Below are 23294 nucleotides of genomic sequence, written 5' to 3'. Positions count from 1 at the left end.
ATTATCATTATCAACTATGATTCAAGACAATCATATCCAAATCAAAACACGCAGTCAATTAGAAAATTAGAATCAGCCGCATTTAGTTCGAAGGGCCTGTTTTTTCTCATGCGGGAGAATACGGGGTATGCGGTCCTCCCGGATTCAGGCAGAAACGCAGGGCCCTGCTGATTAAAACGGGCAGGACAGAAATATGGCCCTCTCCTTCAAACTCGCTGTATTCAGCACGGACTCCATCATCTTCAAATCCGGATAATAAAGAGTACAGCGCCTCTGCGTGCTGCGGGATTCTGCTTTTATGTGTTTTTTCAATTTCTCCCGCAGCCAGCAATACGCTGACTTGAAGATTTTCCGCAGAGAGCCGGTCTGACAAACGTTCCGCTTTTTCCTGAATAAAACGCTTGTTCCAGTGAATTGACGGACTCCCGGCAACATAGGTCTGAAACATGTCCGGCCTCGTCAAAAGCACTTGCAGCACAAAAAGACCGCCCAGCGAATGGCCGAAAATCGTCTGCCTGCCTCTGTCGATCGGATAATCCCGCTCCATCGCGGGCTTTACTTCTTCTTCTATAAAACTCAGAAACGCTTCCGCCCCTCCCTGTTCGGGCCATGCCGCGCCGCGCGGGTGCACCGGCAGTTCTGATTCAGAAAGCGGCATCGTAAAATCACTGTGACGTTCGGCGGAAAACGGCTGATCTGTCGGGTAGCCGATTCCGACAATCACCGCCGGAACAACGCCTGTTTTTTCAGGCCGTCGGCTTTGCACCCGCAAAGCTTCGGCCATTGTGCCGAATACGGAATTCGCATCGAGCAGGTATATGACGGGGAAGCCGGATGCAGGCGGTTCTTCCTGAGGAAAAGAGACAAAGATACGATACGTACGGCCTCCTTTTGAGCGCATTTCTCTTACTTCTGTGCCCGGAACCGCGTATCGGCCGGCCGGGGCGAAACCCCGCTTTATTTGTTTTCCGTCCATTATGTGTTCATCCCCTTTGCGGCAATTGCTTTATCTATACTTATTGATAATGATTTTCAATATCAAAAGACACCTCAAATAATAGGTTTTTTGCCAAACAAAGTCAATGGATTTTTGATATAAAAAAAGCACCTTATTTCAATAAGGTACCTAAGAACTATATAGTGATAGGGGCTTAATCCCATGTAAAGCGCTCATTCTTCCATGGATCTCCCCTCATATGGTAGCCGTTTTTCTCCCAAAAGCCGGGGTGGTTTTCCTTTGTGAACTGAATGCCGCGCAGCCATTTTGCGCTTTTCCAAAAATAAAGATGGGGGAAAACGCCTCTGAGCGGATAGCCGTGCTCTGGCGTTAACGGCTCGCCGTTATGCGCATATGCCAGCAGGGATGTTTCCCGCGTAAAATCAGAAAGCGGCAGGTTGGCCGTCCAGCCCTCTTCAGCGTGCAGAATGACGAACCCCGCTTCTTTGTGCACTCCCGCTTTCTCAGCGATGTCTTTGGCGCGTATTCCCTGCCAGATATTATCAAGACGGGACCAGCCCGTGACGCAATGAATATCATTTTTCACTTCGGCTTCAGGAAAGGCTTTGATATCTTCAAAGCTTAACAGCATAGGACGATCAACAAGCCCGTACACTTGCAGATTCCATTTTGACATATCTTCATAATAAGGAACATTTCCGGCGTGAAGCACGGGAAACTTCGTTGTGACATTTTGGTTTGGCGGAATCCGTTCCGACTGTTTTGTTTGTTTCGTTTTCCCGAAAAACATATGGCTCCCTCCATTTAGTAAACCTGTATTAAATCTTTGTTGACAATCAATCACCCTTCGATTACGCTAATCTGGTACAAGTGTAAGGGGGAAAAACAAATGAAACAACGCAACCTTCGCGCGGGTGATATGGCGCTTATCGGCATGTTTGCCGCACTGATGGCCGTCGGCGCCAACATTACATCAATGGCTCCTTTTTTGCAAGTTGCGGGAATTCCGTTATCGCTGCAGCCTTTCTTTTGTCTGTTAGCCGCGATGCTTCTCGGCGCCAGACGGGCAGCCATTGCAATGACGGTATACGCATTGGCCGGACTCGCGGGGGCGCCTGTTTTCGCTCAATTCTCAGCAGGCTTTGCGCCGTTTATCGGAAAGAGCGGCGGATTTATTCTCGCTTATATCCCGGCGGCATTTGCAGCCGGATGGCTGCTGGAAAAAACAAAAAAACCCGGCCGCCTGCATTATGCATGGGCCTCTTTGATCGGTACCGCCGTCATTTATATCATTGGCACGACCTATACGTATATTGCGCTGAAATTATGGCTTCATGCTCCGATCAGCTACGGAATGGCCTGGTTTTACATGATATGGTTTTTTATAAAAGATATCGTTTTAGCACTGTTATTGGCATCAATCGCGCCTGCCGTTTACAGGTCTATTCATAAAGCGACGGGGTTCAGCAGAAACCCGGCGTAAGATGTTCTCAGCATACAAAAAGGCTCCCCTTTCCGGGAGCCTTTTTTTACAGGACAAGTGCGGCAATCCAGCCGAATATCACAAGCGGAATGTTATAGAAAATAAATGTCGGTACGCACGTATCCCAAATGTGGTGGTGCTGTCCGTCGGCGCTGAGGCCTGACGTCGGCCCGAGCGTACTGTCACTTGCAGGAGAACCCGCATCACCGACCGCGGCGGCCGCTCCGATTACGGCAATCGTCGCCATCGGACTGAATCCGAGCTGAGCGCACAGCGGGACAAATATGGTCGTAATGACGGGTACGGTTGCAAATGATGATCCGATTCCCATCGTGATTAATAAACCGACCACCAGCATCAGGAGCGCGCCTAATGATTGGCTGTGGCCGATAAAGCCTGTTGATGCTTTGACCAAGGAAGCCACATCACCCGTTTTATTCAATACATTTGAAAAACCGGCCGCAACAAGCATGACAAACCCGATAAAAGCCATCAGAATCATGCCGTCCGTGATCAGCTTATCCGCTTCATTGCGCTTCATGACTCCGCTGATAAACAGCGTAAACAAGCCGGCAAGCGCACCCATGATCATACCTTCCACTCCGAGCACTTGTGACAGATAGAGCTGAACGGCAAGCGACACGGCAATGGAGATCAAGGCGATGGCAATGCTTTTTTTCGTATAAGGAGAAGACGATAGTCCGGCAATCTCCTTCGTCTCATATTTCTTCGGTTTCCGGAAGACGATGACGGCTAAAATTAAACCGACTACCATCCCGGCCGTCGGAATGATTAAAGCATACGGGATATCACTGAGCGGCACCTTTAAACCGGCTGACGCCATATTATCTCTCAGCATCCCCTGGAAAATCTGTCCGAATCCGACAGGCAGAACGATATAAGGCGCAGTCAGTCCGAATGTCATCACACACGCGATCAGTCTGCGGTCTATTTCAAGTTCGTTAAATATTTTTAAAAGCGGCGGAATCAATACAGGAATAAACGCAATGTGAACGGGCACCACGTTTTGCGAGAAACAGGATATGATTAAAATAATCAGTACGATTAACACTTTTGACAGTGCTTTTTTCCGCGAATCTTCCTTTTTTCCGATTAGTTTGACAGACGCTTCCACCATTGCATCGGGAAGCCCCGTCTTTGTCAGCGCCGCGGCAAATGCTCCGAGCAGCGCGTAGCTGACCGCGACGGTGGCATTTCCGCCGAGACCGTCCGTAAAAGCTTTCACCGTCTCTCCGAGGCCTAAGCCGCCGGTCAGTCCGCCGGCAAGCGCGCCGATCATTAAAGCTATAATAATATTGACACGCAGCAGGCTTAAGACGAGCATAAGCAATACTGCGACAACAACAGCATTCATTGATGAGTCCCTCCAAAAATCCTTTAGTTTGCTAATGTAGTAGATAATTAAAGTTACCATATATTCTGCGCTTTAGTCAACTAAAGATTTTGGAAATCAAAAAACCCGCTGCATCAAGGCAGCGGGATGCTGTTATCTTTCGGGCGTAAAGCGCTCAGTCAAAACAGCCAACGTCCTTGCCATGACGCCTGTTGCGCCGGCAGGGCCGAAGCATGTCGCTTTATTCGCCGTCGCGGTTCCCGCAATATCGAGGTGAACCCACGGCGTGTTTTCCGCAAATTCACCAATGAATGCCCCCGCCATAATCGCGTGGCCTTCTCTTCCCGGAGAATTGTTCAAATCAGCCATCTGACTGTTTCTCACCCGTTTTTTATCCTTTTCTGTAATCGGAAGCTGCCAGATCGGCTCGCCGGATTCTTTCGCCGATTCCGCCACCTGTTCGTAAAACGCGGCGTGATTGGTCATGGCGCCCGTCATTTCGTTCCCTAAGGCGACAATGACACCGCCCGTTAACGTTGCGACGTCTACGAGGACAGAGGCTCCGTGCTGCTTGGCGTATGTGATGCCGTCGGCAAGCACGAGACGCCCTTCCGCATCGGTGTTCAGGATCTCAATGGTTTTTCCGCTGAGCGAAACGATGACGTCATCCGGCTTCATAGCATCGGACGAAATCATGTTGTCCGTAGACGGTATGACGGCGAGCACGTTTTGTTCAGGCCGCAGTTCGCCGATAATTTCCATTGCCCCTAATACCGAGGCGGCCCCTCCCATATCGCTTTTCATGCCGACGATGCCGGTTTTCGGCTTAATTGAATATCCGCCCGTATCAAAGGTAATTCCTTTACCGACCAGGCCGATGACGTCTTCCCACTGATCTTTGCCCTGATACTTCAGAACGATCATTTTCGGCGGTTCGGATGAGCCCTTGTTAACAGCAAGCAGCCCGCCCATGCCGAGCTCTTCCATTTCATCTTTTTCCAAAATTTCACAATCGAAATCGTATTTTGCCGCAAGCTCAGCGGCATATGACGCCAAATCAGTGGCCGTCAGCATATTACCCGGCATATTCACAAGCGTGCGGGCTGAATTCGTCCCTTGGCCGTATGCCGCTCCGACGTTCAGGCCGGCCTGCACTTCCCTCAGGTCTTCTTCGGTCACGGCGCAGACTGATTTCAGTTCCTGATCCGGCTCATTCGATTTATGTTTATAATCCTGCACTTCGTAAACCGCAAGCAGACAGCTTTCTGAAAGCGCATGAGCGGCATCGGCGGCAGGCACTTCCCCGGAGACGAATGTATCGAGCAAAACGGATACTTCCTGTTTTTTATCTTGATGAATCTGCTGAAATACTCGTGCAAAGCATTCTTTCGTATCTTCAAACGAATAATCCGCTTCTCTTCCCAGGCCGATAAAATAAATACGTTTCATACCGGTCGCAGCCGGAGGGTATACTTTTGATACACGATTGCGTTTGGCGGACACATCACCATCCTTTAACAGCTGGGTCAGATGACCGTCCAATTTATCATCCAATTCCTTCGTAAATCCGTTCAGCGTGCTTTTTTGAAAAAGACCGATGACCAGTGTTTCGGGATGCCGCAGTTGATCAGATGCATAAAACATGAGTACACACTCCTTATGTGGGTATTTGTTATGTAAAGTGGTATAATGAAAAAACATTTTTCATTGATTTTATTTTACCAAACTAAGGGCGTTTTCTGCAGTTTTTCGATACGATCGGAATCAGCAGATACAGAAAGGATGTTGCATATGGATGTACTTATGAATTTTCCTTTACTGGCGAGTTTTGCCGCCATTATTTTTGCCCAAGTTGTAAAAGTGCCTATTCAATTTATCGTATCCAAAAAACTTGACTGGTCTCTTGTGACGAGCACCGGCGGCATGCCGAGCTCCCATTCCGCCGCCGTCACCGCGCTGTCAACCGGAGTCGCTTTGGAACAGGGACTGGACTCGCCCCTGTTTGCAGTCGCCGCGATTTTCGCCGTCATTACGATGTTCGACGCTACAGGTGTCAGGCGGCATGCGGGTGAACAGGCGACGGTCATTAATAAACTGGTCATCGACTTTAATCGGTTTGTCAGCGAAGCGAAGGACTTTCAGAAAGCGGAAGAGAAGGAAAAACAGAAGAAACTGAAAGAACTGCTCGGCCATCAGCCGATTGAAGTATTCTTCGGCGGCGTCACCGGTATTGTGCTGACATTGATTTTAGATTATCTCTTTATGTAAAAAACGCTTCAGCGGATGCTGAAGCGTTTTTATTCTTTTACCGTTTTGTATTGATTTCTGAACACTTGCATCGACTTTGTTTCGTTCAGCTTTACAAGTTCGTCCTCGGTCACTGTGCCGTTCCCTTTTTTAATCATGTAGACCTCAAGTGTTTTTTTGCCCCAATTGTTATAGACGTCCTTGACGGTGTCAAAGTAGAGGTCAAGGCGGCTGCCTTTAATTTTTGAGCCGGTATCGGCGACAACCCCGTAACCGTAATTCGGTATAAACAGAATCGTCCCGATCGGGAAAACAGACGGATCGGCCGCAACAGTTGAATATAAATCGCGTTTGACCTTCACGCCTGAATATGTAATTCCGTACTGCGGATGACCCGGAGATTTTCCGGTAGATTCCGCTCCGGCGGTATAACCGGTGGCCGTCACCTTATGTGAGGGATAGCGTTCCCAGTCAAAAGCTTCTTCCAGCGGTTTTATCCTGCCTGATGCCTTCTTTTCCGGCTGATTCTGTAAGGATTGAAACGGAGTGCCGATGTTTTTCAAAACGGCGCCGCGATGTTCCTTCATCCAATTTGTCAGATCCTTTGCTTCAACTCCGGTTATGGAAAAGTATGTCGCATGGCATGCGCCCAAAAAGAGCACGATCATGAATACGCGTCTGATTATCGTCAATCTGAAATCACTCTCCTCCGAGTCATTGTTCCCAACTCGGTGAGGTGCTATACAAAAAGCGCCGCGGCACAAAAAAAAGCTTTCTCGAATAAGAAAGCGGCTTAAAACATTTGATATCCTCTTTTTCTGAGCGCCTTTATGGCAATGCCTGACATGATGGCTCCCGCCAGTCCGCCCGCCAAAATCACGACATCCGCAACCGCTAATGACATGATGCGCTGAAACAGGCTTTGAAAGGATTCCCCCGGCGCCTGCACGTAACTGATCATCTTTTTATTGCTGATAATGAAAAGGCATACAATCGGATAGACAACAGCCATAATCCACGACATTCTAAGCAGCATGTTCAACAGAAAGCCTATGCCGAAAAACAGTACGAAAAATAGTACGATTGAGATCAGGACGACCGGCAAACTAATCACAAACATCCACCCCCTACAGCACTTTCAGTGTACCTCGGGGGCGGTAAAAAAGTCAACGTCTGGAAAAATCATCGTCTCTCTTTGCCGCTTCCCTGGCAGGAGGGACATGTTTCGGAGCCGCCAAGAAGCAATTGAAAATACCCTTTACCTGAGCAGAACGGACACGCCGCCGTGCTTTTTGCTGTCGTTTTCATGCGGATCACCCTTTTTTCTTAATTTTCTGATAATATATCATATTTACTTGTCAAGCACCAAGTCAGAATATGTAACAAAATAACTCATGTAAGCGAAAACATTTATTTTTTTCTTTTACATTCTTTTGATAGCGCTCTTTTTTAAAAGAAGAGAAAACCCGCGGCTGCGGGTTTTCAGAAGAATTTAAACTTCCCTTTTTTCAGCGTCAGGCCCAGCCCGCCAATCATAAAGAGCGAGCGGTTGTCAATGACCTTTTTCATAAAGGACGCCGGCGTGCCTTTGAGCTTCCTGCCGTATACGACTCCGACGGCGTTATGCTCACCGAGGGAGGCGACGGTTCCTTTAATGTCAGGCTTGAACTCTTCAAGCTGGCCTCCTTTAATCAAACCGCCCAGATTTTTGGCGACCGTTTCTCCTTGCTGCATCGCGATCTGAGCAGTTGGCGGGTACGGCCGTTCCGTCTCTTCATTGATAAAGAGCGAGCTGTCGCCGAGTATAAAAACGTCATCATGCCCCGGCGCCCGAAGATCAGGGTTGACCTTGACACGGCCGCGCATATTTTCAAAACCCGCTTCCTCCACGATCGGATGTCCGCGCACGCCCGCGGCCCAGACAACGGTCTGCGATTTGATTTCTTCCGGCTCTTCATCTTTCTTGCCGACTGTGACACCGTCTGCGCGGCATTCTTGAACCGCGGTGCCGATTTTAAATTCAACGCCTTTGCTCTCAAGGTATTGAACGGCGTATTCGACAAGCTCCGGATCAAATCCCGGCAAAACCGTCGGGGCGGCCTCGACACAGACGATCCGGACGAGACTTTCATCTATATCATAATATCTGCATAACTCCGGCTTGCGGTTCGCAAGTTCACCGAGAAATTCAATTCCCGTAAAGCCCGCTCCGCCGACAACGATGGTTAAGCGGTCAGGGCGTTTTTCGGCCTCCGTATTGTATGTCGCAAATTGGAGCTCAATATGGTCTTTCAGCTGGCGCGACGTATTAATATTCGCGATCGGAAAAGCGAATTCTTTTAAGCCTTTAATCCCGAATGTTTCAGGGACGGCGCCAAGTCCGATGACGAGATAATCATAAGGGATGTCCCCTTGTGAAAGCGTCACCTTTTTATTTTGCACATCTATCGCTTTTACGGTATCCTGCACAAATTTGACCCGTGATTCATTGATTACATCTTTTATTTGATATCTGCAGCGGTCATGATGCAGCGTTCCTGCGCTCGCTTCATGCATCCATGTCGTTTCATAATGATAATTGTGTTTATTGACCAAAGTAATGTCAGCGTCATTTGCCCCGATATGCTTCGGAAGCCTTGTTACTGTCATTAATCCACCATAACCTGCACCTAAAACCACGATTTTGGGTTTATTCAATGCCATCACATCCACCTTCTTTTTTTTGCTGTTAGACGCATAATCAAATCAACATTTGTATTAGCTTCAGCTTATTGGCGGGATTTTATGAAATGAAATATAAAATTTTTTAGAAAACCGCACATGTCTGCATATCACCATACTATCCGGAAGAATCAGAAAAGATTCAGGAAAAAACAGATTGGAATTTGTCCCCATATTATCGGCGGCCGCAATTTTTTTCAAGAATGAAGCGGCCGGGCGGTTTTCGGCACTCGTCATCCTTTTAAATTGTATGTTATAATTAATAACAATTTTCAATTAGGAGGCAATTTGGTATGCAAGAGGATTCAAAGGTTTATGATATTACGGTCATCGGCGGCGGCCCGGTCGGCCTGTTTACCGCTTTTTACGGGGGAATGAGACAGGCGAGCGTCAAAATCATCGAGAGCCTGCCTCAGCTTGGCGGCCAGCTCAGCGCGCTGTACCCTGAAAAATATATTTATGATGTAGCCGGATTCCCGAAAATCCGCGCCCAAGAACTTGTGAACAATTTAAAAGAGCAAATGGCAAAGTTCGATCAGACCATCTGCTTAGAGCAGGCCGTTGAATCTGTTGAAAAACAGGCGGACGGTGTGTTTAAGCTTGTCACGAATTCAGAAACGCATTATTCAAAAACGGTTATTATCACCGCGGGAAACGGCGCATTTAAGCCGAGAAAGCTTGAGCTGGAATCAGCGGAACAATATGAGGGCAAAAACCTGCACTACTTCATTGACGACCTCAATCAATTCGCAGGCAGACGCGTTGCCGTTCTGGGCGGCGGCGATTCCGCGGTTGACTGGGCGCTCATGCTTGAGCCGATCGCGAAAGAAGTCAGCATCATCCACCGCCGTGATAAATTCCGCGCGCATGAGCACAGTGTCGAAAACCTTCATAATTCTAAAGTCAACGTGCTGACACCGTTTGTTCCCGCTGAACTTGTCGGTGAAGACCGGATCGAACAGCTCGTTCTCGAAGAAGTGAAAGGCGACCGTAAAGAAATCATCGAAATTGATGACCTGATCGTAAACTACGGCTTTGTTTCTTCTCTCGGCCCGATTAAAAACTGGGGCCTTGACATCGAGAAAAATTCCATCGTCGTCAAAAGCACGATGGAAACGAATATTGAAGGCTTCTTTGCCGCCGGAGATATCTGCACATATGAAGGCAAAGTCAAGCTGATCGCCAGCGGTTTCGGCGAAGCTCCGACAGCCGTGAACAACGCGAAGGCTTACATGGACCCGAAAGCGCGCGTCCAGCCTCTGCATTCTACAAGCATGTTTGAAAAATAATATAAAAAAGAGTCTGTGTCATACCGGCACAGACTCTTTTTTATTTAAACATCCAAATATAATTCATGACGGTTCCGACAACGAGCGCAATGACAAGCGCCGACACGACCCAAATCGTGCCTAAAATAATCCGGTCTTGAATTTTCTGGGCTTTCGGGCTGTGCCCGGGCTGTTTTTGTTCCACACCGGCCCCTCCCTTCTTTGCAAATCTATCTATCGTAACAAATGTCTTACAACACCCAATACTACTATGATAACCAAACTGCAAATGGATGACAAGCTGACCGCATATGAGGCAGCATGAAATCATTTGACATTCCTGACAAAACAAAGTACATTATAAAAAGACGAACATTTTAATTTTATTTAATTCTATTATTCGCTTTTAGGGGTGTTATATATGGAAAATGTATTTGATTACGAAGATATTCAGCTGATTCCTGCAAAATGCATTGTGGACAGCCGATCTGAATGTGATACATCAGTTACATTGGGCGGACACACGTTTAAACTTCCGGTCGTGCCGGCCAACATGCAGACGATAATAGATGAAAACATCGCGGCCTGGCTCGCGGAAAACGGGTATTTTTATATCATGCACCGCTTCGAGCCGGAAAAACGCCTGGCTTTTGTCCGGGATATGAAAGCGCGCGGACTGATTTCTTCCATCAGTGTCGGCGTGAAGGAAAATGATTATGAATTCATCCGGGAGCTGAAAGCACAGGAGCTTGTGCCGGATTATATTACCATTGATATCGCGCACGGCCATTCCAATGCCGTGATCAGCATGATTCAATTTATTAAAGAACATGTCCCGGAAAGCTTTGTCATCGCAGGGAATGTCGGGACGCCTGAAGCCGTAAGGGAGCTGGAACGCGCGGGCGCCGACGCGACAAAAGTGGGAATCGGCCCCGGGAAAGTCTGCATCACCAAAATTAAAACCGGCTTCGGAACCGGCGGGTGGCAATTAGCCGCGCTTCGCTGGTGCGCAAAAGCGGCGAGCAAACCGATCATTGCTGACGGCGGCATCCGCACGCACGGCGATATTGCGAAATCCATCCGTTTCGGCGCGTCTATGGTCATGATCGGATCATTATTCGCCGGCCACGAAGAATCACCGGGACAAACGATCGAAATCGATGGAAAGCTGTACAAAGAATATTTCGGCTCCGCTTCTGAATTTCAAAAAGGCGAAAAGAAAAACGTCGAAGGCAAAAAAATGCATGTCGAACATAAAGGGTCTTTACAGGACACGCTGGTTGAAATGGAGCAGGATCTGCAATCTTCCATCTCTTACGCCGGCGGCAATACACTCGAAGCCATCCGCAATGTCGACTACGTGATCGTAAAAAACTCTATTTTCAACGGCGACAGATTTTAACACGCAGCAGAGCCGCTCAAAGATAAAAAAATGACATTCAATATGAATGTCATTTTTTTATTAAATACCGAAATAAAGAGCCGCACTGGCCAATAGATTAATCACAAAAATAAACAAAAAGATGTAACGAATGAATTTATTTTGCACCGGAGCAAATATAAAGAGATATAGTCCTGCCACCCCAAAAGTAAGAACAGGAAACAGCCACTCAAAGGATAAAGAAATGATATAACCGATAATCATAACAATCGGCACACCGATTAATGATAATTTACTTCTCATATGATTTCTGCCCCTTTTACTTAAAAATTGGTGTGATGTAAGCTTCAATAATGGCAGCGGCGATCAGCAGACAAATAATTATGAGCACCAATATTCCAATATGCCTGAACATTGAAGCCATTATCTTTTTTTCCTTAGAAAAACACAGCCTGATGACCAATTCAACGCCCTTAAAACCAATGGCGCCACTTAATAATAACGCGGGAACTTCAAATATACCATGAGGAATTAGCAGTAAAAAAATCTGATAAAAAGGAACCCCGCTATGCAGATTTTCTATAATAGAGCCGCTTAAAATAAACCCGTTGGTGAATAAATAAAAGATTGAGGTCAACCCAAAGGTAAAAAAACCCGCGGCTAAAAACAGACAAGCGATTGCATTGTTTTTCAGCAGTTCAACCGCGCCTGACGAGCCGTTGTAAGACGCGGTTGAAACAAAGTGATCGGAAAAAAACGCAGCGATCACACCGCCTGAAAAAAACAGCAATGACGCGGTTAACGGAATGACGGACGTCCTGATTGCCGGCAACATGCGGTTCATCATGTATAGATACTCTCAGCCAATTCTTCAATCTCTTCTAATGAATGCTCGGATGACTGATACTCCGCAGCAAAAACGCCTTCATGTATAATACCGATCGTATCACACAGCGAATGCGCCAGCTCCAACAGGTGGGTCGATAACAGGACCGTATGTCCCTGCTTGACGTACTCCTTTAATAACGTCCGTATCGTTTTACCGCTGATTAAATCAATGCCCGTCAGCGGTTCGTCAAGAATTAATATCTTTGGCTGATGAATGAGCGCGGCCGCAATTGATAATTTTTGTTTCATTCCATGTGAATATGTTTTAATCAGCTGATTTCCGTCTTGAGCAAGCTTCAGCATCTCTAACATATTCTTTATATACTCATTTGTCCGCTGAGACGGCACTTGAAACATTTCCGCTGTAAAACGCAGGTATTCGACTCCCGTTAAATAATCATATAAAAAGGCATGGTCGGGCACAAAACCGATATCAGCCGATATTTGCCCCCCCTCTTCTGAATCCAGTTCCTTACCGTCAATCATGACGCTGCCTGAAGTCGGTTTAAGCAGGCCCGAAATGATTTTCAAAGTCGTTGTTTTCCCGACTCCATTAGTCCCCAGCAAAGCATAAATTGAGCCTTTTTTTACCTCAAACGAAATATCTTTCAATACCTGTTTTTCACTATAGTTTTTTTGTATATTCACTAATTTAATCATTGTTCGCAAACCTTTCCGCCATATTGATTCTGCGAAGAAACAGAAACATGACTCCATAGTTTAATAGTGTGAACAGGACAAAAATACCTGATGCAGAATGAATAAGCATCGTTTCAAGTTCCGGCTTTTTATAGATAAAATACGACGTGATCGCAGCGATTTGAAGCGACACAATGAAAATGAAAGATCCGTATAAGTTGTTATACGTCTTTGCTTTCCCCGCTTCTCCAATTTCGTACATATGCTCCCAGTTTTTCTTAGGATACAGGGCGGTGCTTGAAATCTGGACAAGACTGTATAAAAAACCCGAACATAAAAACACAATAAACAAGTAAATCGTCAGCGCAGCGGAAGACGGAAAAAACACCGTAATCAAAATGGTGATGATGAACGAATAGATAAGAGCGGCGAGATTATAAATACATACTTTCGGAAACACCAGCTGCCACGCATGTTTGATATTTCGGTGAAACAGATGCTGATTTTTTATTTCTCCGTCAACTGATAATACTGTTTTGAGCGCATCTCCGACGAGCTGATACGAAAAGTTCGCAATGATAACCGCCGCAGACACGATGGCGGCTGCCGAATACCCGATAAAATGATGCGATAGAAGCGGAATACAAAAACCTAAAAACAGCATGAACAAATACAGCATACTGCCGAAGTTCCTGATAAAAAACCCGTCAATTCTCGATAAAAACAGCAGATCCTTTTGAAAAACGGCATGAAATATTTTGTTATTTCTATATAATTTCAGCTTTGGCGCAAATTCTGCGTTTGTCAAAAACATATAAGGAATAAGGTCCATTTTCTTCAGCGTGGCCGACCACAGTTTAAACATCCCCGCCGTTAAAAGGACGGCGGCCGCAAACGCCGCAGCGAAAACGAGCACGGAATGTGAGCGGAATGCTAACCATACATACGGCGTATTCATGAGGATGTTCCGGAAAGCCGGTGACTCCGTAAAGCTTGAAATATCCTTTGCGGTATACTCCCCAAACACGAGAAGATAAACGGCATACCCGACTGCAAGCGGAACCAGCAGGCTGACGCTGAATAAAATGCCTTTCATGATTTTCAAGTAAAACAATTTGCTCCACATATTTGTAAGAAGATAAACAACATAAGAAAACAGCATAGATAAAAATAAATTGAGAAGAAAATAAACGAAGCCCAAGAAAAATACGATGACCGCCGCAGACCCGGTCATGCCTGCGCTTGATAAAAACAAAAAGACCGGAAAAACAAAAAGATACCATACGAAAATGGTTTTTTTGATCGCCTGGCCGGCAAAAACAGAAAACAGCTGTAAAAAACGAACCTTTTTTAATTGATGAATGACCTTGCGCGTATCCAGCAGAAAGGCATTGTGGTGTTCTTTAAAGAAGCCGGCAGCCCAAAACAGCTGCTCAAGTGAAACGGCGATTAAAACAAATTGCCCCCATGCGCTGAGGGGCAGCTGAATCAGTTTTGTCCCGAATACAACACCGCATCCCAGGAAAACGAGATATAAACATAACAGAGAAATAATAATGGCAGACAGCAGTTTGCTGTTGAGTTGAGGAATGCCCCAATCTTCCTTTCTTTTTCGAAACGATGACAGGGTATTATATTTGATAAGAGCCGCAATTTGTTTGACTATCATACTTTCAATCCTTACATATGTATTTGGGAGAGAGGCTCTTTTTGCAGCTTGTACAAAAAGAGCAATTATTTATTGATCGATTTTACCAAGCAGCTGCGTATTTTTTGCCGTATTTCTTAATCATTGTTTTTGCTGTTGCAACGATTGCATAAGAAATCGCGCCTGCGCCTGTAACGATACCGATGAGAGAAATGATAGAAGCAATTGTTGATGCCGCATCAATAATATCAATTGCTTTTTTAGCTGCTGCTGTAGAGATGCCTAGAGTTGAAGCTAATTCAGCATTGGCTGAGAATGCATGAGCCGCCGCCACGTTTAATTCAGTTCCCGTTAATAATAGTGCATAAACCAATGTTGCTGCAGCAAGAGCCGCGCCAAACAAAATGAAAGACTTTTTATTAGATTTTACTAAGTTCATCATAACATCTCCCTACTCTGTTTTTTTAATTTATAATAAAATTCAGCTTAATTGACTCTCTCCCGAGCTAAATTTTATCCGCCATAAAATAGTTTAAGAAAATAGTAAAGAGTTTTAGTAAAACAAAACATCCAGTCAAAATGATTCTCTTGCCTTTACTGAGATCGGTCAGTTTTCCCGCAGCAGCATAAAGAGCCGCGATTGATATGAGCAGAAATGGATCCAGCAGCTGCAGACTCAAGCTGGTGCCGCCGGCAGAATATATAAGCGAGGAATCAGCCGTTAAGTAGTTAACAACTGAAAGAATCAACATTTTAAATGCCGAGATTAAAGAAGTCAGCGTATATAGAAGCAAATATATTTTTTTCGGTTTTTTTGTACCGAGAATAAAAGCGGCAACGAATAACAGAAATCCGCCTATCAGAATTTCCACAAAAGTTGTGAAGATCATAAACCCTTGCAGAAACATGACAATCGTACGAACACTTTTCTCCCCGATATCGTAGGTACTTTCTCCGACGGAAGAATAATACGACTGCAGAACTTTATCTGAAATACTGAATTGGAAGAGTAATGAACAGATCAAAATGATGAAAAAAGAACTTAAAAATATTTTTTTATTGCTCAATTGACCTATCATATTATCATCCTTTTCTTACAAAATAAATTAACTATTCTATACTTTTACAATTTAGTTTAATCCTATCAAAAAATCAATATCCTTTCGAAAAATATGACTTTAGAACGTGTTGACAAAGAGCACATCTTTCAGAGTTTTTGGTGCTATGTACCCTTTATTTTTTTTCGAATTTGCAAATAGTATGATTTAGACAATTGATTTGAAGTTTTAGGAAGAACCTGTCGAAAGAGACGCAGGATATAAAAAAGGAGGATATCGTCATGTATCCTCCGGATGTATGATCGCCAGCACCTGATGATCTTCCCATTTTCCATTTATTTTTACTTTTTTTCTCGCAATGCCTTCTTTATGAAAGCCAGCTTTTTCGAGCACCCGGATTGACGCCTTATTGTTCGGCATGACTCCGGCTTCTATCCGATGCAGTTCCAGCTCATTGAATGCATAATCGACTGCCAGCTTGACAGCCTTCGTCGCATAGCCTTTCCCGTTATATTTGCCATCTAAAAAATAACCGATAAAAGCGCTTTGGAGGGAACCCCGAACCACCTGAAAAAGGCTGATCGTGCCAATCAGGGCCTGATCCTGAAGAAAAATGCCGAAGCTGTATTCAGTATCATTTTCCGCATTCTTCAGTGATTGTTCAATTCGTTTTTTCCGGCCTTCCAGCGTATAAAAATCCCCTTGTCTCGACATGGCAAACCGTTCAAAAAACATGCGGTTTTCCGTCTGCAAAACCAGTTCCTGCTCTGCATCATTCAAGCTGATCGGCCTGATATCAACGCTGTTTCCTTCCTGCATATGCATCGCCGTCCTTTTGTTTTGATCAGAAACGTTTTTTAAATTGCCTCTCACCCATGTGATACGGTACGCTTTATCGCATTAAGAAAATTCCAAGACTTTACGTTCACCTTTCCTGTCGTGACCTATGTCTGATGTGAGTAACCGAAACGGAAGCACAAGGTTCTTTTGTTGACTTAAACCGTGCTTTAAGCCGTATCATCATATTGTGACAAGGAAAGAATAGTTTTGGCGGGTTTCCCGATGATCTAAAAATCAATTTTACAGAATCACTGCTGTCTTATTTCATGCCTATTTGCGGGATGAATATATTGATTGGATCAAAGCTGAAATGTTGACAAAGAAATGTAAAAACAATCGGAAAAGAGGAGTTAATATGAAACTGACGGGAAATACAATACTGATTACAGGCGGAAATGCCGGAATAGGATTGGCTTTCGCAGAACGGTTTTTAAAAGCGGGAAATAAAGTCATCGTGACCGGACGGCGTGAGCACGCTCTTCAAAAAGCAAAGGAAACATTCCCGGAACTTATTACATATGTCAGTGATTTGAGCATTCCATCTGAACGTATATCACTGTTTGATTGGGTGAAAGAAAATTATCCGGAAGTGAATGTGTTAGTAAACAACGCGGGGATTCAACAACGTTTTCATGTGCTGAAAGCGGATGCGAAGGACAATTGGGACTATTTCAATAAAGAAATCACAACGAACATTGAAGCTCCCTTCCACCTGTCTATGCTGTTCGCTCCGTTTTTTGCCGGAAAAGAAGATGCGGCTTTCATTAACGTCTCTTCGGGATTGGCTTTTACACCGCTAGCCATTGCACCGATCTATTCAGCAACGAAAGCGGCGCTTCATTCATTTACAATGAGTCTGAGACATCAGCTTTCTGATTCATCTGTAGAAGTGATTGAAGTTGCGCCTCCGGCGGTGAATACAGATTTAGGCGGAGCAGGGCTGCATACGCAAGGGGAACCGCTGGATGAATTCGCTGATGGGATTTTTAAAGGACTGAAAGAGGGCAAACAAGAAATCGGATATGGTTCTTCAGAAGAACGGCTGCGCATGTCACGGGATAAAGCCGATGAACATACGGCAAATATGTACCATGCGATGAAACATACAATCGAATAACCTCTTTGAAAAAGCAAAACCCGCTTCTGTTGAGCGGGTTTTCCTTTTATTAAACAGATAAACGCCTTTTTTAACAATGGTGCAAACGCCACCGAAAGAAAGACGTCATATTTTTTCATCCTAATAATGGCGGGTTGACCCTTAGCACTCTTCCGGCGTACCGGCGTTTTTGGCCGTGCGGAAAGATGAACCGCAGCCGCAGGAAGCGATGGCATTCGGGTTGTCAATGGTGAATCATACGATCAGTTTACGTTAGATGAAAACCCGATCATATCAGCGTTTATGTACGATTTGTACGATTGTTACTATTCGGTTAGATTGTTAACGCCGCGTATTCCTAGCGACGAATCTCGTTAACAACATAATACCCAAACTTTCCACGAATGACAAGCGTTGTTATCCACATCCTGAAAATTAACCGTTAAAATAATCTTCGCGACTCACTTCGTACCCCGTCGATTTGAGTGCCCGCTCTATCTTCGGCCACGTCGAATGTTTTGGGATGTATGCTTTATCGTTACATAATTTCGAACTGTCCCGCAACTAAGCTTCGCCCTTTCCTCGATTTCAATTGCGTAATTCCTCCGCGATCAACTCATTTTCCGAACCTTGTCCGAGGCTTGCCGATATTGAAAACGAAAACATGTCCGCACCCTCTTCCGTTTTTAAAAGCCCCGTCCATACATTCACCCGTTTATTAACTCGATAACGAAACCGAAAGAAAAACAATCGTCCACATAAAAAAAATCGCCCCATCCGCGAAGGATAGGGCGTGGATTGTTACTTTTTAAACGCTTGATGTTCATAATAATTGTCGGCAACTATTTCGAAATTCTTGTATTTGAATTCTTTCCAGTTTATTTCATCGGCTGTATTTCGCTCTAACTGAATCGATAGGACTTTTTGAAAAGATGAGTTGCCGTTTGCATCCTTCAAAGGAAATTCCCACGTTATTAAAGCCCTGCCTACGGAAGTATCCTCAAAGATCTTAGGAAAAAGCTTTTCGCCTTCTTTAAGCATCCCCTTTTTCACCATATTGTTAGTTAAATTGTCATTCCCATTTAGAGTAACGCTAACTGTTTTGATGTTATGCTTATTTTCGTCTACATCATCAAAGATATCAAGCTCCTTCAATTTTTCCGTGTCTTTTGTTCCGTTTTTCTTCAGCTCATCCGCTATAAGCATCTTTACGCTTTTATTCGTAACTTTAAAAGGCTCGACTTTCTTATTTTCTACACTGTCTTCTTTTTGAACCGTACCTGCATTAACGCTATCTTCACTGCATGCCACCAATAGTAAAAGTGGTACCGAAAGTAATAATAAAAGCATCTTACGCATTGGAATACCTCCGCTATGTATTAACAAAATTATACTATGATGCCAAACTTATCCGCAATGGGTTTTCCTACGTTAACATACGTAAGCGCTTGCTAAAAGTTTCATAATCACAAAAAGACCGTCGATCAGTTTCGGCAGTCTTTGTCTGATTGCGAATAGGAAAGACCAATTCAAAAAACCACGTTTTAAACGTGGCTAATTTCATCCTCGTGCTGTTGCCCCATGCACAAACCTAAATAAATTGCCTCGTCAACCTCGTCCATTATTTCAGGGCTTAATTGACCAGCGGACCAAACGCCTTTAGCCCTAAAAAGACTTTTTCTTATAGTATAAGGCTGAGAACATAAGATATAAGATTTCTCTTTCAATGATGTCGTCCCAAGCTCAATTGTTACGTTTGTGTCGTAATACTCAGCGCTAAAATCGCTAGTTATAAGCAGTACGGTCACTGTATCATACTCTTTGAAGTACTCACCTTCTTGTAACACTAGAACAAACTTAGGTTTACCGTTGGGGTAGTTAGGGTCGAAGGTATATGGGAAGTTGATGTAGTAGATTTCTCCTCGCTGAAGTATCGTCATCCTCGGAGATCAATCCTCTGTGTTGTGAATTGCCTTGTACTGCTCATATTCCAAATCCTTGTGATTTTCTTCAAGAATTCGTTTTTGGCCCGCGTTTAATTCTGTTCGATACTCCCCACCATATCTTCTCTTCAACGCTTTACTTCTTAAATCTTGAAGTTTACTTTTAAGGCGTGACTCTGTTATTGCCATATCGTCATCCCCCTTCTTTTTATCGTGCATCAAATATCACCACCGAACGTATAAAATTTGGCGATCATATTATGCATTCGATAAATATACAATAATTGTAATGCAAACAGATCGCCAAAACAAGATTTTTCGCACTTCTAAGTGGACTTTTCCCTATTCTCGGTATTTTATGCCTTAATTTATACATTCATGATATAAAAAGATATAAGTCGATACTGACAACTTAGTTATTATCCTTTTGTGCGCGCAGTCCTCGTTACTTTATTGTCTTTCCAGTACGCCCATAGCGAAGTAGCTCCGAGGAACGCCAACGAAATGAAGTCCTGCACGCCGGCCTCGTTGACCGGAATCGGACTGTGCCCCGTCATTGTTAATCCGCTATTTACGAGCGCAACCAAAAGAAGCACGAATCGAGCGACCGTGCCTGCGCTAATTTTTTCCGTATTCATATAATCGTCTCCCTTTTCGTTTATTTTACTGTTGCGCCTGTTGTTTTTCCGGCATAGATGTTTACTTTTCCGAACTGGTCCGTCTTGATCGTGTACACGTCCGTTTGCGGATTCGCAAGAATTTCGTATTTAAGGCCGCCGAATTTTTTCGGGCGCAAATAGTTTATCTCGTTTCCTTTGACGGGCGCTTTGTTTGTCGGATAGATGCGCCATGAGTCGGCAGATGCCGGAAGGTAAACGTATTTCTTACCGCTGGATGACGGTTTAGAAGAGCCGGCCGCCCCCGTCAGTTTTAACACTTGGCCGACCGAAATCTTATTCGCATTCTTAATGCCATTGTATGCTTGTAACTTCGCCATACTGACGCCTGTTTTCACCGCAATTTCGGACAAAGTGTCTCCTTTCTTAACGGTGTATGTCGATCCGGACGTCTTGGTTTCTGTCTTCGCTGGTGAAGATGGCGCGCCGCTTATACCGGCCTTAAAAGAGTCCCACCGATCAAGCAATTTGCGCGGACAATACTTACCCGACCAGTGTTGATGTGGAACGACATTTGCAAGGGAAATGCCCTGCTCCTTCATGAGCTTTTTGATCAGCCATTGAGCATTCGCCACGGCTTTCTCAAAATCACCATCGCTATTCTCACAAATTTCAATGCCGATAGATTTTCGGTTCCCGGTGCCGTTTCCGTCGCCAGCGTGCCAGCCGTTCTCATTTAATGGCAGATGCTGATAAATCTCTTTGTCGTCTACTGTAAAGTGCCAGCTGGTGGGAGTTTCCGGATTTTTCTCATAACGGGCGTGCATGGCTGCGCTTGCCCCTTTTGCCGTGTTCGCCGTGTTGTGAACGGTGATGTACGCTGGGTTCATTGCGTATCCCGGTCTGTTATTGTGTCCTACTGGAATAAAGTCCTTTGTGATTTTCACCATGTCTCATCGTCTCCTTTTTCATAATTTAAAAAGCCCGCCGGGACTCTCACCTGACGGGCGTGTTACGTTTAATCGGTTATTCTCTTCCGCGGAATTTCTCTTCGAGTCTATCGATCTTGTCGATGATGACGTCGTACTTATCGCTAAACTTATCGAGTAGATCTTGTAGCCGCGATTCACGCTCACGGTTCGATTTCATTACGTAAATCAGCAGCCACGTAAAAAGGACCGCGAACGGTCCCTGCGTTAAAAAATATTTGAGTACGTCTAATTCGCCGCCGTTCAATAACTACGCCTCCTGTCCGCCTGTTTCTTCCGAAGGTTCTTCGATAGGAGGCTCGTTGGGATCGTAAACATCCCCGGTGATTTTCTCGTATTCTTCCGGCGTTATCCGGCCAGCTCCGACAGTATCGTGAACTTGCTTCTTCGTCCAAAGACCGGCGTCATAAAGATTTTTGATACGGAGATACCAAGTCATTTAGTTCCCTCCTGTCGCGATAAGATAATATAAATCCGCTATTTGCTTCTGAAGATTCTCGATTTCATTCGGAGCCGGCGGGTCAGGCTTAATGCTCTCTTTGTATTCCTCCGTCGCCGCTTCGACCCATACGTTTTTCTTTTTATCGAATCGCGGCGAGATGATCGACGGATCGGGCAATACGTCCGTACTATTTGGCGGCAGCACTTCTACATCAATATCTTCTTCGCCGGCATAGTCGAAATTTTTGTCGTAGTATAAAACGTGCATTCTGATTTCCTCCTTTACCATAATGGGATACCGATATTAAAGGACACACGCGTAACGCTCGCCGAGTCGGTTGCTGAAAGGCCATCGAATCGTAATTCGCCATCCGTCGTAAATGCAAACCGCGCCGTACCGTAAGAGCCAATCGTAGGAACGACGAAATCTACGAGCTGCGTCGGTTTATACGTAAATTTCGCTACCGTCGTACCAGCGGCCGGTAGCGAGCCGAACGTGCCTCTCAGTTTAATTTCGTTATTCGCAACGGAGAACTTGAACGGGTAGCCGGTGTTTTGCTGCGCGCCGTTAATCAAAGTAACGTTATTCCATGTCGCGGCCCATGGACTATTCCACTTATCTTTATCCGCCTGTACGACGTGAATGTCCGTTCTGTTGGCGTGGGCATCTACCTTTGATTGCGCCCCTTCTACCGATTCAAGCTCGCGCCACGACGTCCATGAATCCGAGCTCGCGACCTTATTACGCATAAATTTCCGCCGGCCCGATGACGTCGAATCGTTACTGCTATAGGACGTGTATTCCTGATACGCGTACGTGCTGTAGTTATGAACGAGAAGATATCCGTTGTTATTTACCGGTGCATTCAATGCCGTCGTTGCGCCGCTCATATAATAGAAGCCGGTATCTGTCACCGTATTAAAATCGATACCTGTCATGTACTTTGCTGCGCCGGTATCCTGCGTCAATTTAAACAATTGTGATCCGTTCCACTTGTCTTTCTCAACCTGCGAAGTATGACGGATGCCATTCGAATCGTGCGCTCGGAATTGGTCGAGAGGCGCCTGCTTAACGTTGTCTACGTTATTAAGCCCGATCTGATCCTTCGTCACTGAGTGCGGGTTATCCATCCGATCTGCGTGTTCGTCCGTGTACGCTTTGCTGTCCGTTAAGGCCTTGTCGGCTTTTTCCTGCGCTCCTGCTTTCGTCTCAATATTTTCGAGGTCTTCGAATTTCTTACGCAACTCTTCGATGGTTTCGATAGCTTCGTCATATAGTTCGTTTACCTTTGCGATCAAAGCCTCGAAGTCATCGATATAATACTCCGCAATAGGAACAATATCCGTATCAATCAGCGCCTTGTCGATAGTGAACGAGAATTTATGAACGGAGAGCGCCTGTTTATTCGCGTAATACAAATTGAGCTCCGCCTGGACGTCGCCGTAGTGGCGAATCTCTTCGGGTGATAAAACGTGCTGCGCGATGCCTTCGACCTTATCCACGATCTCTACGTTTTTTATAAACCGACTGCCGTCCGCCATGAACATAACGAGCTTCCCGGTAACAGCAGACAACGGTAACGGGACGCCGTCTTTTGTTAACGAGAATATTAAACGTGCAGTATCGATGTCTTGCGTGCTGAACTGTATGGCGGTTTTAATATTCGTTTTTGTCCAGCTCGTTACCTCAAACGCAAGGGGTGCGTTATTGTATATCACTGCA

General features: G+C 45.2%; 30 protein-coding genes and 1 pseudogene. 5 read left to right on the top strand and 26 right to left on the bottom strand.

The window, feature by feature from the left end:
• Positions 1 to 106 precede the first annotated feature (106 nt).
• Both G9F50_RS11785 and G9F50_RS11780 read right to left on the bottom strand, forming a co-directional pair.
• Complete coding sequence (locus tag G9F50_RS11785; protein WP_012118332.1) at positions 107 to 976, bottom strand: alpha/beta hydrolase; 870 nt, start codon at positions 974 to 976, stop codon at positions 107 to 109.
• A 175-nt stretch (positions 977 to 1151) separates the two neighbouring features.
• A complete protein-coding gene (locus G9F50_RS11780) occupies positions 1152 to 1748 on the bottom strand; it encodes a sulfite oxidase-like oxidoreductase (protein ID WP_012118333.1) in 597 nt (198 codons plus the stop codon).
• A 99-nt stretch (positions 1749 to 1847) separates the two neighbouring features.
• On the opposite strand from G9F50_RS11780, the gene G9F50_RS11775 reads away from it, so the two are divergent.
• Positions 1848 to 2441: a biotin transporter BioY gene (locus G9F50_RS11775; RefSeq protein ID WP_007408702.1), complete on the top strand. Its 594-nt coding sequence runs from the start codon at positions 1848 to 1850 to the stop codon at positions 2439 to 2441.
• A gap of 46 nt (positions 2442 to 2487) precedes the next feature.
• Here the strand turns inward: G9F50_RS11775 and G9F50_RS11770 are convergent, their stop codons facing one another.
• Both G9F50_RS11770 and G9F50_RS11765 read right to left on the bottom strand, forming a co-directional pair.
• Complete coding sequence (locus G9F50_RS11770; RefSeq protein ID WP_025285203.1) at positions 2488 to 3816, bottom strand: Na+/H+ antiporter NhaC family protein; 1329 nt, start codon at positions 3814 to 3816, stop codon at positions 2488 to 2490.
• Positions 3817 to 3948: 132 nt separating this feature from the next.
• Positions 3949 to 5439, bottom strand: a complete 1491-nt coding sequence (locus G9F50_RS11765; protein WP_060561892.1) for a leucyl aminopeptidase — start codon at positions 5437 to 5439, stop codon at positions 3949 to 3951.
• A 147-nt stretch (positions 5440 to 5586) separates the two neighbouring features.
• On the opposite strand from G9F50_RS11765, the gene G9F50_RS11760 reads away from it, so the two are divergent.
• Positions 5587 to 6063, top strand: a complete 477-nt coding sequence (locus tag G9F50_RS11760) for a divergent PAP2 family protein (protein WP_015240497.1) — start codon at positions 5587 to 5589, stop codon at positions 6061 to 6063.
• Between the two features lie 29 nt (positions 6064 to 6092).
• Here G9F50_RS11760 and G9F50_RS11755 read toward each other — a convergent pair whose 3' ends face one another.
• The 4 genes from G9F50_RS11755 to G9F50_RS11740 all read right to left on the bottom strand — a co-directional run bounded on the left by G9F50_RS11755 (position 6093) and on the right by G9F50_RS11740 (position 8745).
• Complete coding sequence (locus tag G9F50_RS11755) at positions 6093 to 6734, bottom strand: 3D domain-containing protein (RefSeq protein WP_079891074.1); 642 nt, start codon at positions 6732 to 6734, stop codon at positions 6093 to 6095.
• A gap of 101 nt (positions 6735 to 6835) precedes the next feature.
• Entirely contained in the window at positions 6836 to 7156 is a 321-nt protein-coding gene (locus tag G9F50_RS11750) for a YuiB family protein (protein WP_003151989.1), read from the bottom strand.
• Between the two features lie 68 nt (positions 7157 to 7224).
• Positions 7225 to 7350 (bottom strand): YuiA family protein, encoded by a 126-nt coding sequence (locus tag G9F50_RS11745; RefSeq protein WP_007408708.1) that lies wholly within the window; start codon positions 7348 to 7350, stop codon positions 7225 to 7227.
• A 174-nt stretch (positions 7351 to 7524) separates the two neighbouring features.
• The gene (locus G9F50_RS11740; RefSeq protein ID WP_033574903.1) at positions 7525 to 8745 is read right to left on the bottom strand and encodes an NAD(P)/FAD-dependent oxidoreductase; all 1221 of its coding nucleotides are present in this window, start codon (positions 8743 to 8745) and stop codon (positions 7525 to 7527) included.
• Positions 8746 to 9056: 311 nt separating this feature from the next.
• Between G9F50_RS11740 and yumC the strand changes: the two genes are divergently transcribed.
• Positions 9057 to 10052: a ferredoxin--NADP reductase 2 gene (gene yumC / locus G9F50_RS11735; RefSeq protein WP_003151984.1), complete on the top strand. Its 996-nt coding sequence runs from the start codon at positions 9057 to 9059 to the stop codon at positions 10050 to 10052.
• A gap of 40 nt (positions 10053 to 10092) precedes the next feature.
• Here the strand turns inward: yumC and G9F50_RS11730 are convergent, their stop codons facing one another.
• Complete coding sequence (locus G9F50_RS11730) at positions 10093 to 10236, bottom strand: hypothetical protein (protein WP_003151982.1); 144 nt, start codon at positions 10234 to 10236, stop codon at positions 10093 to 10095.
• Between the two features lie 216 nt (positions 10237 to 10452).
• On the opposite strand from G9F50_RS11730, the gene guaC reads away from it, so the two are divergent.
• On the top strand, positions 10453 to 11433 hold the full coding sequence (gene guaC / locus G9F50_RS11725) for a GMP reductase (RefSeq protein ID WP_033574902.1): 981 nt from the start codon (positions 10453 to 10455) through the stop codon (positions 11431 to 11433).
• A gap of 60 nt (positions 11434 to 11493) precedes the next feature.
• Here guaC and G9F50_RS11720 read toward each other — a convergent pair whose 3' ends face one another.
• The 7 genes from G9F50_RS11720 to G9F50_RS11690 all read right to left on the bottom strand — a co-directional run bounded on the left by G9F50_RS11720 (position 11494) and on the right by G9F50_RS11690 (position 16464).
• A complete protein-coding gene (locus G9F50_RS11720; RefSeq protein WP_003151978.1) occupies positions 11494 to 11715 on the bottom strand; it encodes a DUF5970 family protein in 222 nt (73 codons plus the stop codon).
• 16 nt (positions 11716 to 11731) lie between these two features.
• Positions 11732 to 12259, bottom strand: coding sequence for a stage II sporulation protein M (locus G9F50_RS11715; protein WP_025285208.1), 528 nt, complete (start codon positions 12257 to 12259; stop codon positions 11732 to 11734).
• Positions 12256 to 12960, bottom strand: coding sequence for an ABC transporter ATP-binding protein (locus tag G9F50_RS11710; RefSeq protein WP_060561894.1), 705 nt, complete (start codon positions 12958 to 12960; stop codon positions 12256 to 12258). Before G9F50_RS11710 ends, G9F50_RS11715 begins: the two co-directional genes overlap by 4 nt.
• On the bottom strand, positions 12953 to 14608 hold the full coding sequence (locus G9F50_RS11705) for a hypothetical protein (protein WP_060561895.1): 1656 nt from the start codon (positions 14606 to 14608) through the stop codon (positions 12953 to 12955). The genes G9F50_RS11710 and G9F50_RS11705 overlap by 8 nt, the downstream gene beginning before the upstream one ends.
• An 82-nt stretch (positions 14609 to 14690) precedes the next feature.
• Positions 14691 to 15026 (bottom strand): uberolysin/carnocyclin family circular bacteriocin, encoded by a 336-nt coding sequence (locus G9F50_RS11700; RefSeq protein ID WP_003151973.1) that lies wholly within the window; start codon positions 15024 to 15026, stop codon positions 14691 to 14693.
• 67 nt (positions 15027 to 15093) lie between these two features.
• Positions 15094 to 15666: a hypothetical protein gene (locus G9F50_RS11695; RefSeq protein WP_007613520.1), complete on the bottom strand. Its 573-nt coding sequence runs from the start codon at positions 15664 to 15666 to the stop codon at positions 15094 to 15096.
• 258 nt (positions 15667 to 15924) lie between these two features.
• The gene (locus tag G9F50_RS11690; RefSeq protein WP_060561896.1) at positions 15925 to 16464 is read right to left on the bottom strand and encodes a GNAT family N-acetyltransferase; all 540 of its coding nucleotides are present in this window, start codon (positions 16462 to 16464) and stop codon (positions 15925 to 15927) included.
• 376 nt (positions 16465 to 16840) lie between these two features.
• Here G9F50_RS11690 and G9F50_RS11685 point away from each other — a divergent pair, with 376 nt between their 5' ends.
• Positions 16841 to 17602 (top strand): SDR family oxidoreductase, encoded by a 762-nt coding sequence (locus G9F50_RS11685; RefSeq protein WP_060561897.1) that lies wholly within the window; start codon positions 16841 to 16843, stop codon positions 17600 to 17602.
• 141 nt (positions 17603 to 17743) lie between these two features.
• Here the strand turns inward: G9F50_RS11685 and G9F50_RS11680 are convergent.
• The 10 genes and pseudogenes from G9F50_RS11680 to G9F50_RS11635 form a co-directional block, all read right to left on the bottom strand.
• A pseudogene (locus G9F50_RS11680) lies at positions 17744 to 17836 on the bottom strand (iron-sulfur cluster assembly accessory protein); the annotation flags it as partial.
• Positions 17837 to 18382: 546 nt separating this feature from the next.
• Positions 18383 to 18940, bottom strand: a complete 558-nt coding sequence (locus G9F50_RS11675) for a hypothetical protein (RefSeq protein ID WP_165417769.1) — start codon at positions 18938 to 18940, stop codon at positions 18383 to 18385.
• A 185-nt stretch (positions 18941 to 19125) separates the two neighbouring features.
• On the bottom strand, positions 19126 to 19521 hold the full coding sequence (locus G9F50_RS11670) for a type II toxin-antitoxin system PemK/MazF family toxin (RefSeq protein WP_165417768.1): 396 nt from the start codon (positions 19519 to 19521) through the stop codon (positions 19126 to 19128).
• A gap of 9 nt (positions 19522 to 19530) precedes the next feature.
• The gene (locus G9F50_RS11665; protein ID WP_165417767.1) at positions 19531 to 19713 is read right to left on the bottom strand and encodes a hypothetical protein; all 183 of its coding nucleotides are present in this window, start codon (positions 19711 to 19713) and stop codon (positions 19531 to 19533) included.
• 230 nt (positions 19714 to 19943) lie between these two features.
• Positions 19944 to 20162, bottom strand: a complete 219-nt coding sequence (locus tag G9F50_RS11660) for a phage holin (RefSeq protein WP_165417766.1) — start codon at positions 20160 to 20162, stop codon at positions 19944 to 19946.
• 20 nt (positions 20163 to 20182) lie between these two features.
• On the bottom strand, positions 20183 to 21091 hold the full coding sequence (locus tag G9F50_RS11655; protein ID WP_165417765.1) for an N-acetylmuramoyl-L-alanine amidase: 909 nt from the start codon (positions 21089 to 21091) through the stop codon (positions 20183 to 20185).
• Between the two features lie 76 nt (positions 21092 to 21167).
• A complete protein-coding gene (locus G9F50_RS11650; protein WP_013351581.1) occupies positions 21168 to 21377 on the bottom strand; it encodes a BhlA/UviB family holin-like peptide in 210 nt (69 codons plus the stop codon).
• A 3-nt stretch (positions 21378 to 21380) separates the two neighbouring features.
• On the bottom strand, positions 21381 to 21569 hold the full coding sequence (locus tag G9F50_RS11645; RefSeq protein ID WP_165417764.1) for an XkdX family protein: 189 nt from the start codon (positions 21567 to 21569) through the stop codon (positions 21381 to 21383).
• Entirely contained in the window at positions 21570 to 21839 is a 270-nt protein-coding gene (locus G9F50_RS11640) for a hypothetical protein (RefSeq protein ID WP_014470931.1), read from the bottom strand. It lies immediately after the preceding gene.
• Positions 21840 to 21853: 14 nt separating this feature from the next.
• Positions 21854 to 23290 carry a BppU family phage baseplate upper protein gene (locus G9F50_RS11635; RefSeq protein WP_207195680.1) on the bottom strand — a complete coding sequence of 479 codons (1437 nt, stop codon included), beginning with the start codon at positions 23288 to 23290 and terminating at the stop codon, positions 21854 to 21856.
• Positions 23291 to 23294 lie beyond the last annotated feature (4 nt).

This window comes from Bacillus sp. EKM206B, from assembly GCF_011066015.1.
Lineage (GTDB): Bacteria > Bacillota > Bacilli > Bacillales > Bacillaceae > Bacillus > Bacillus velezensis.
The sequence above is the reverse complement of the archived record's forward strand: the minus strand, read 5'-3'. Positions and strand labels throughout refer to the sequence as shown.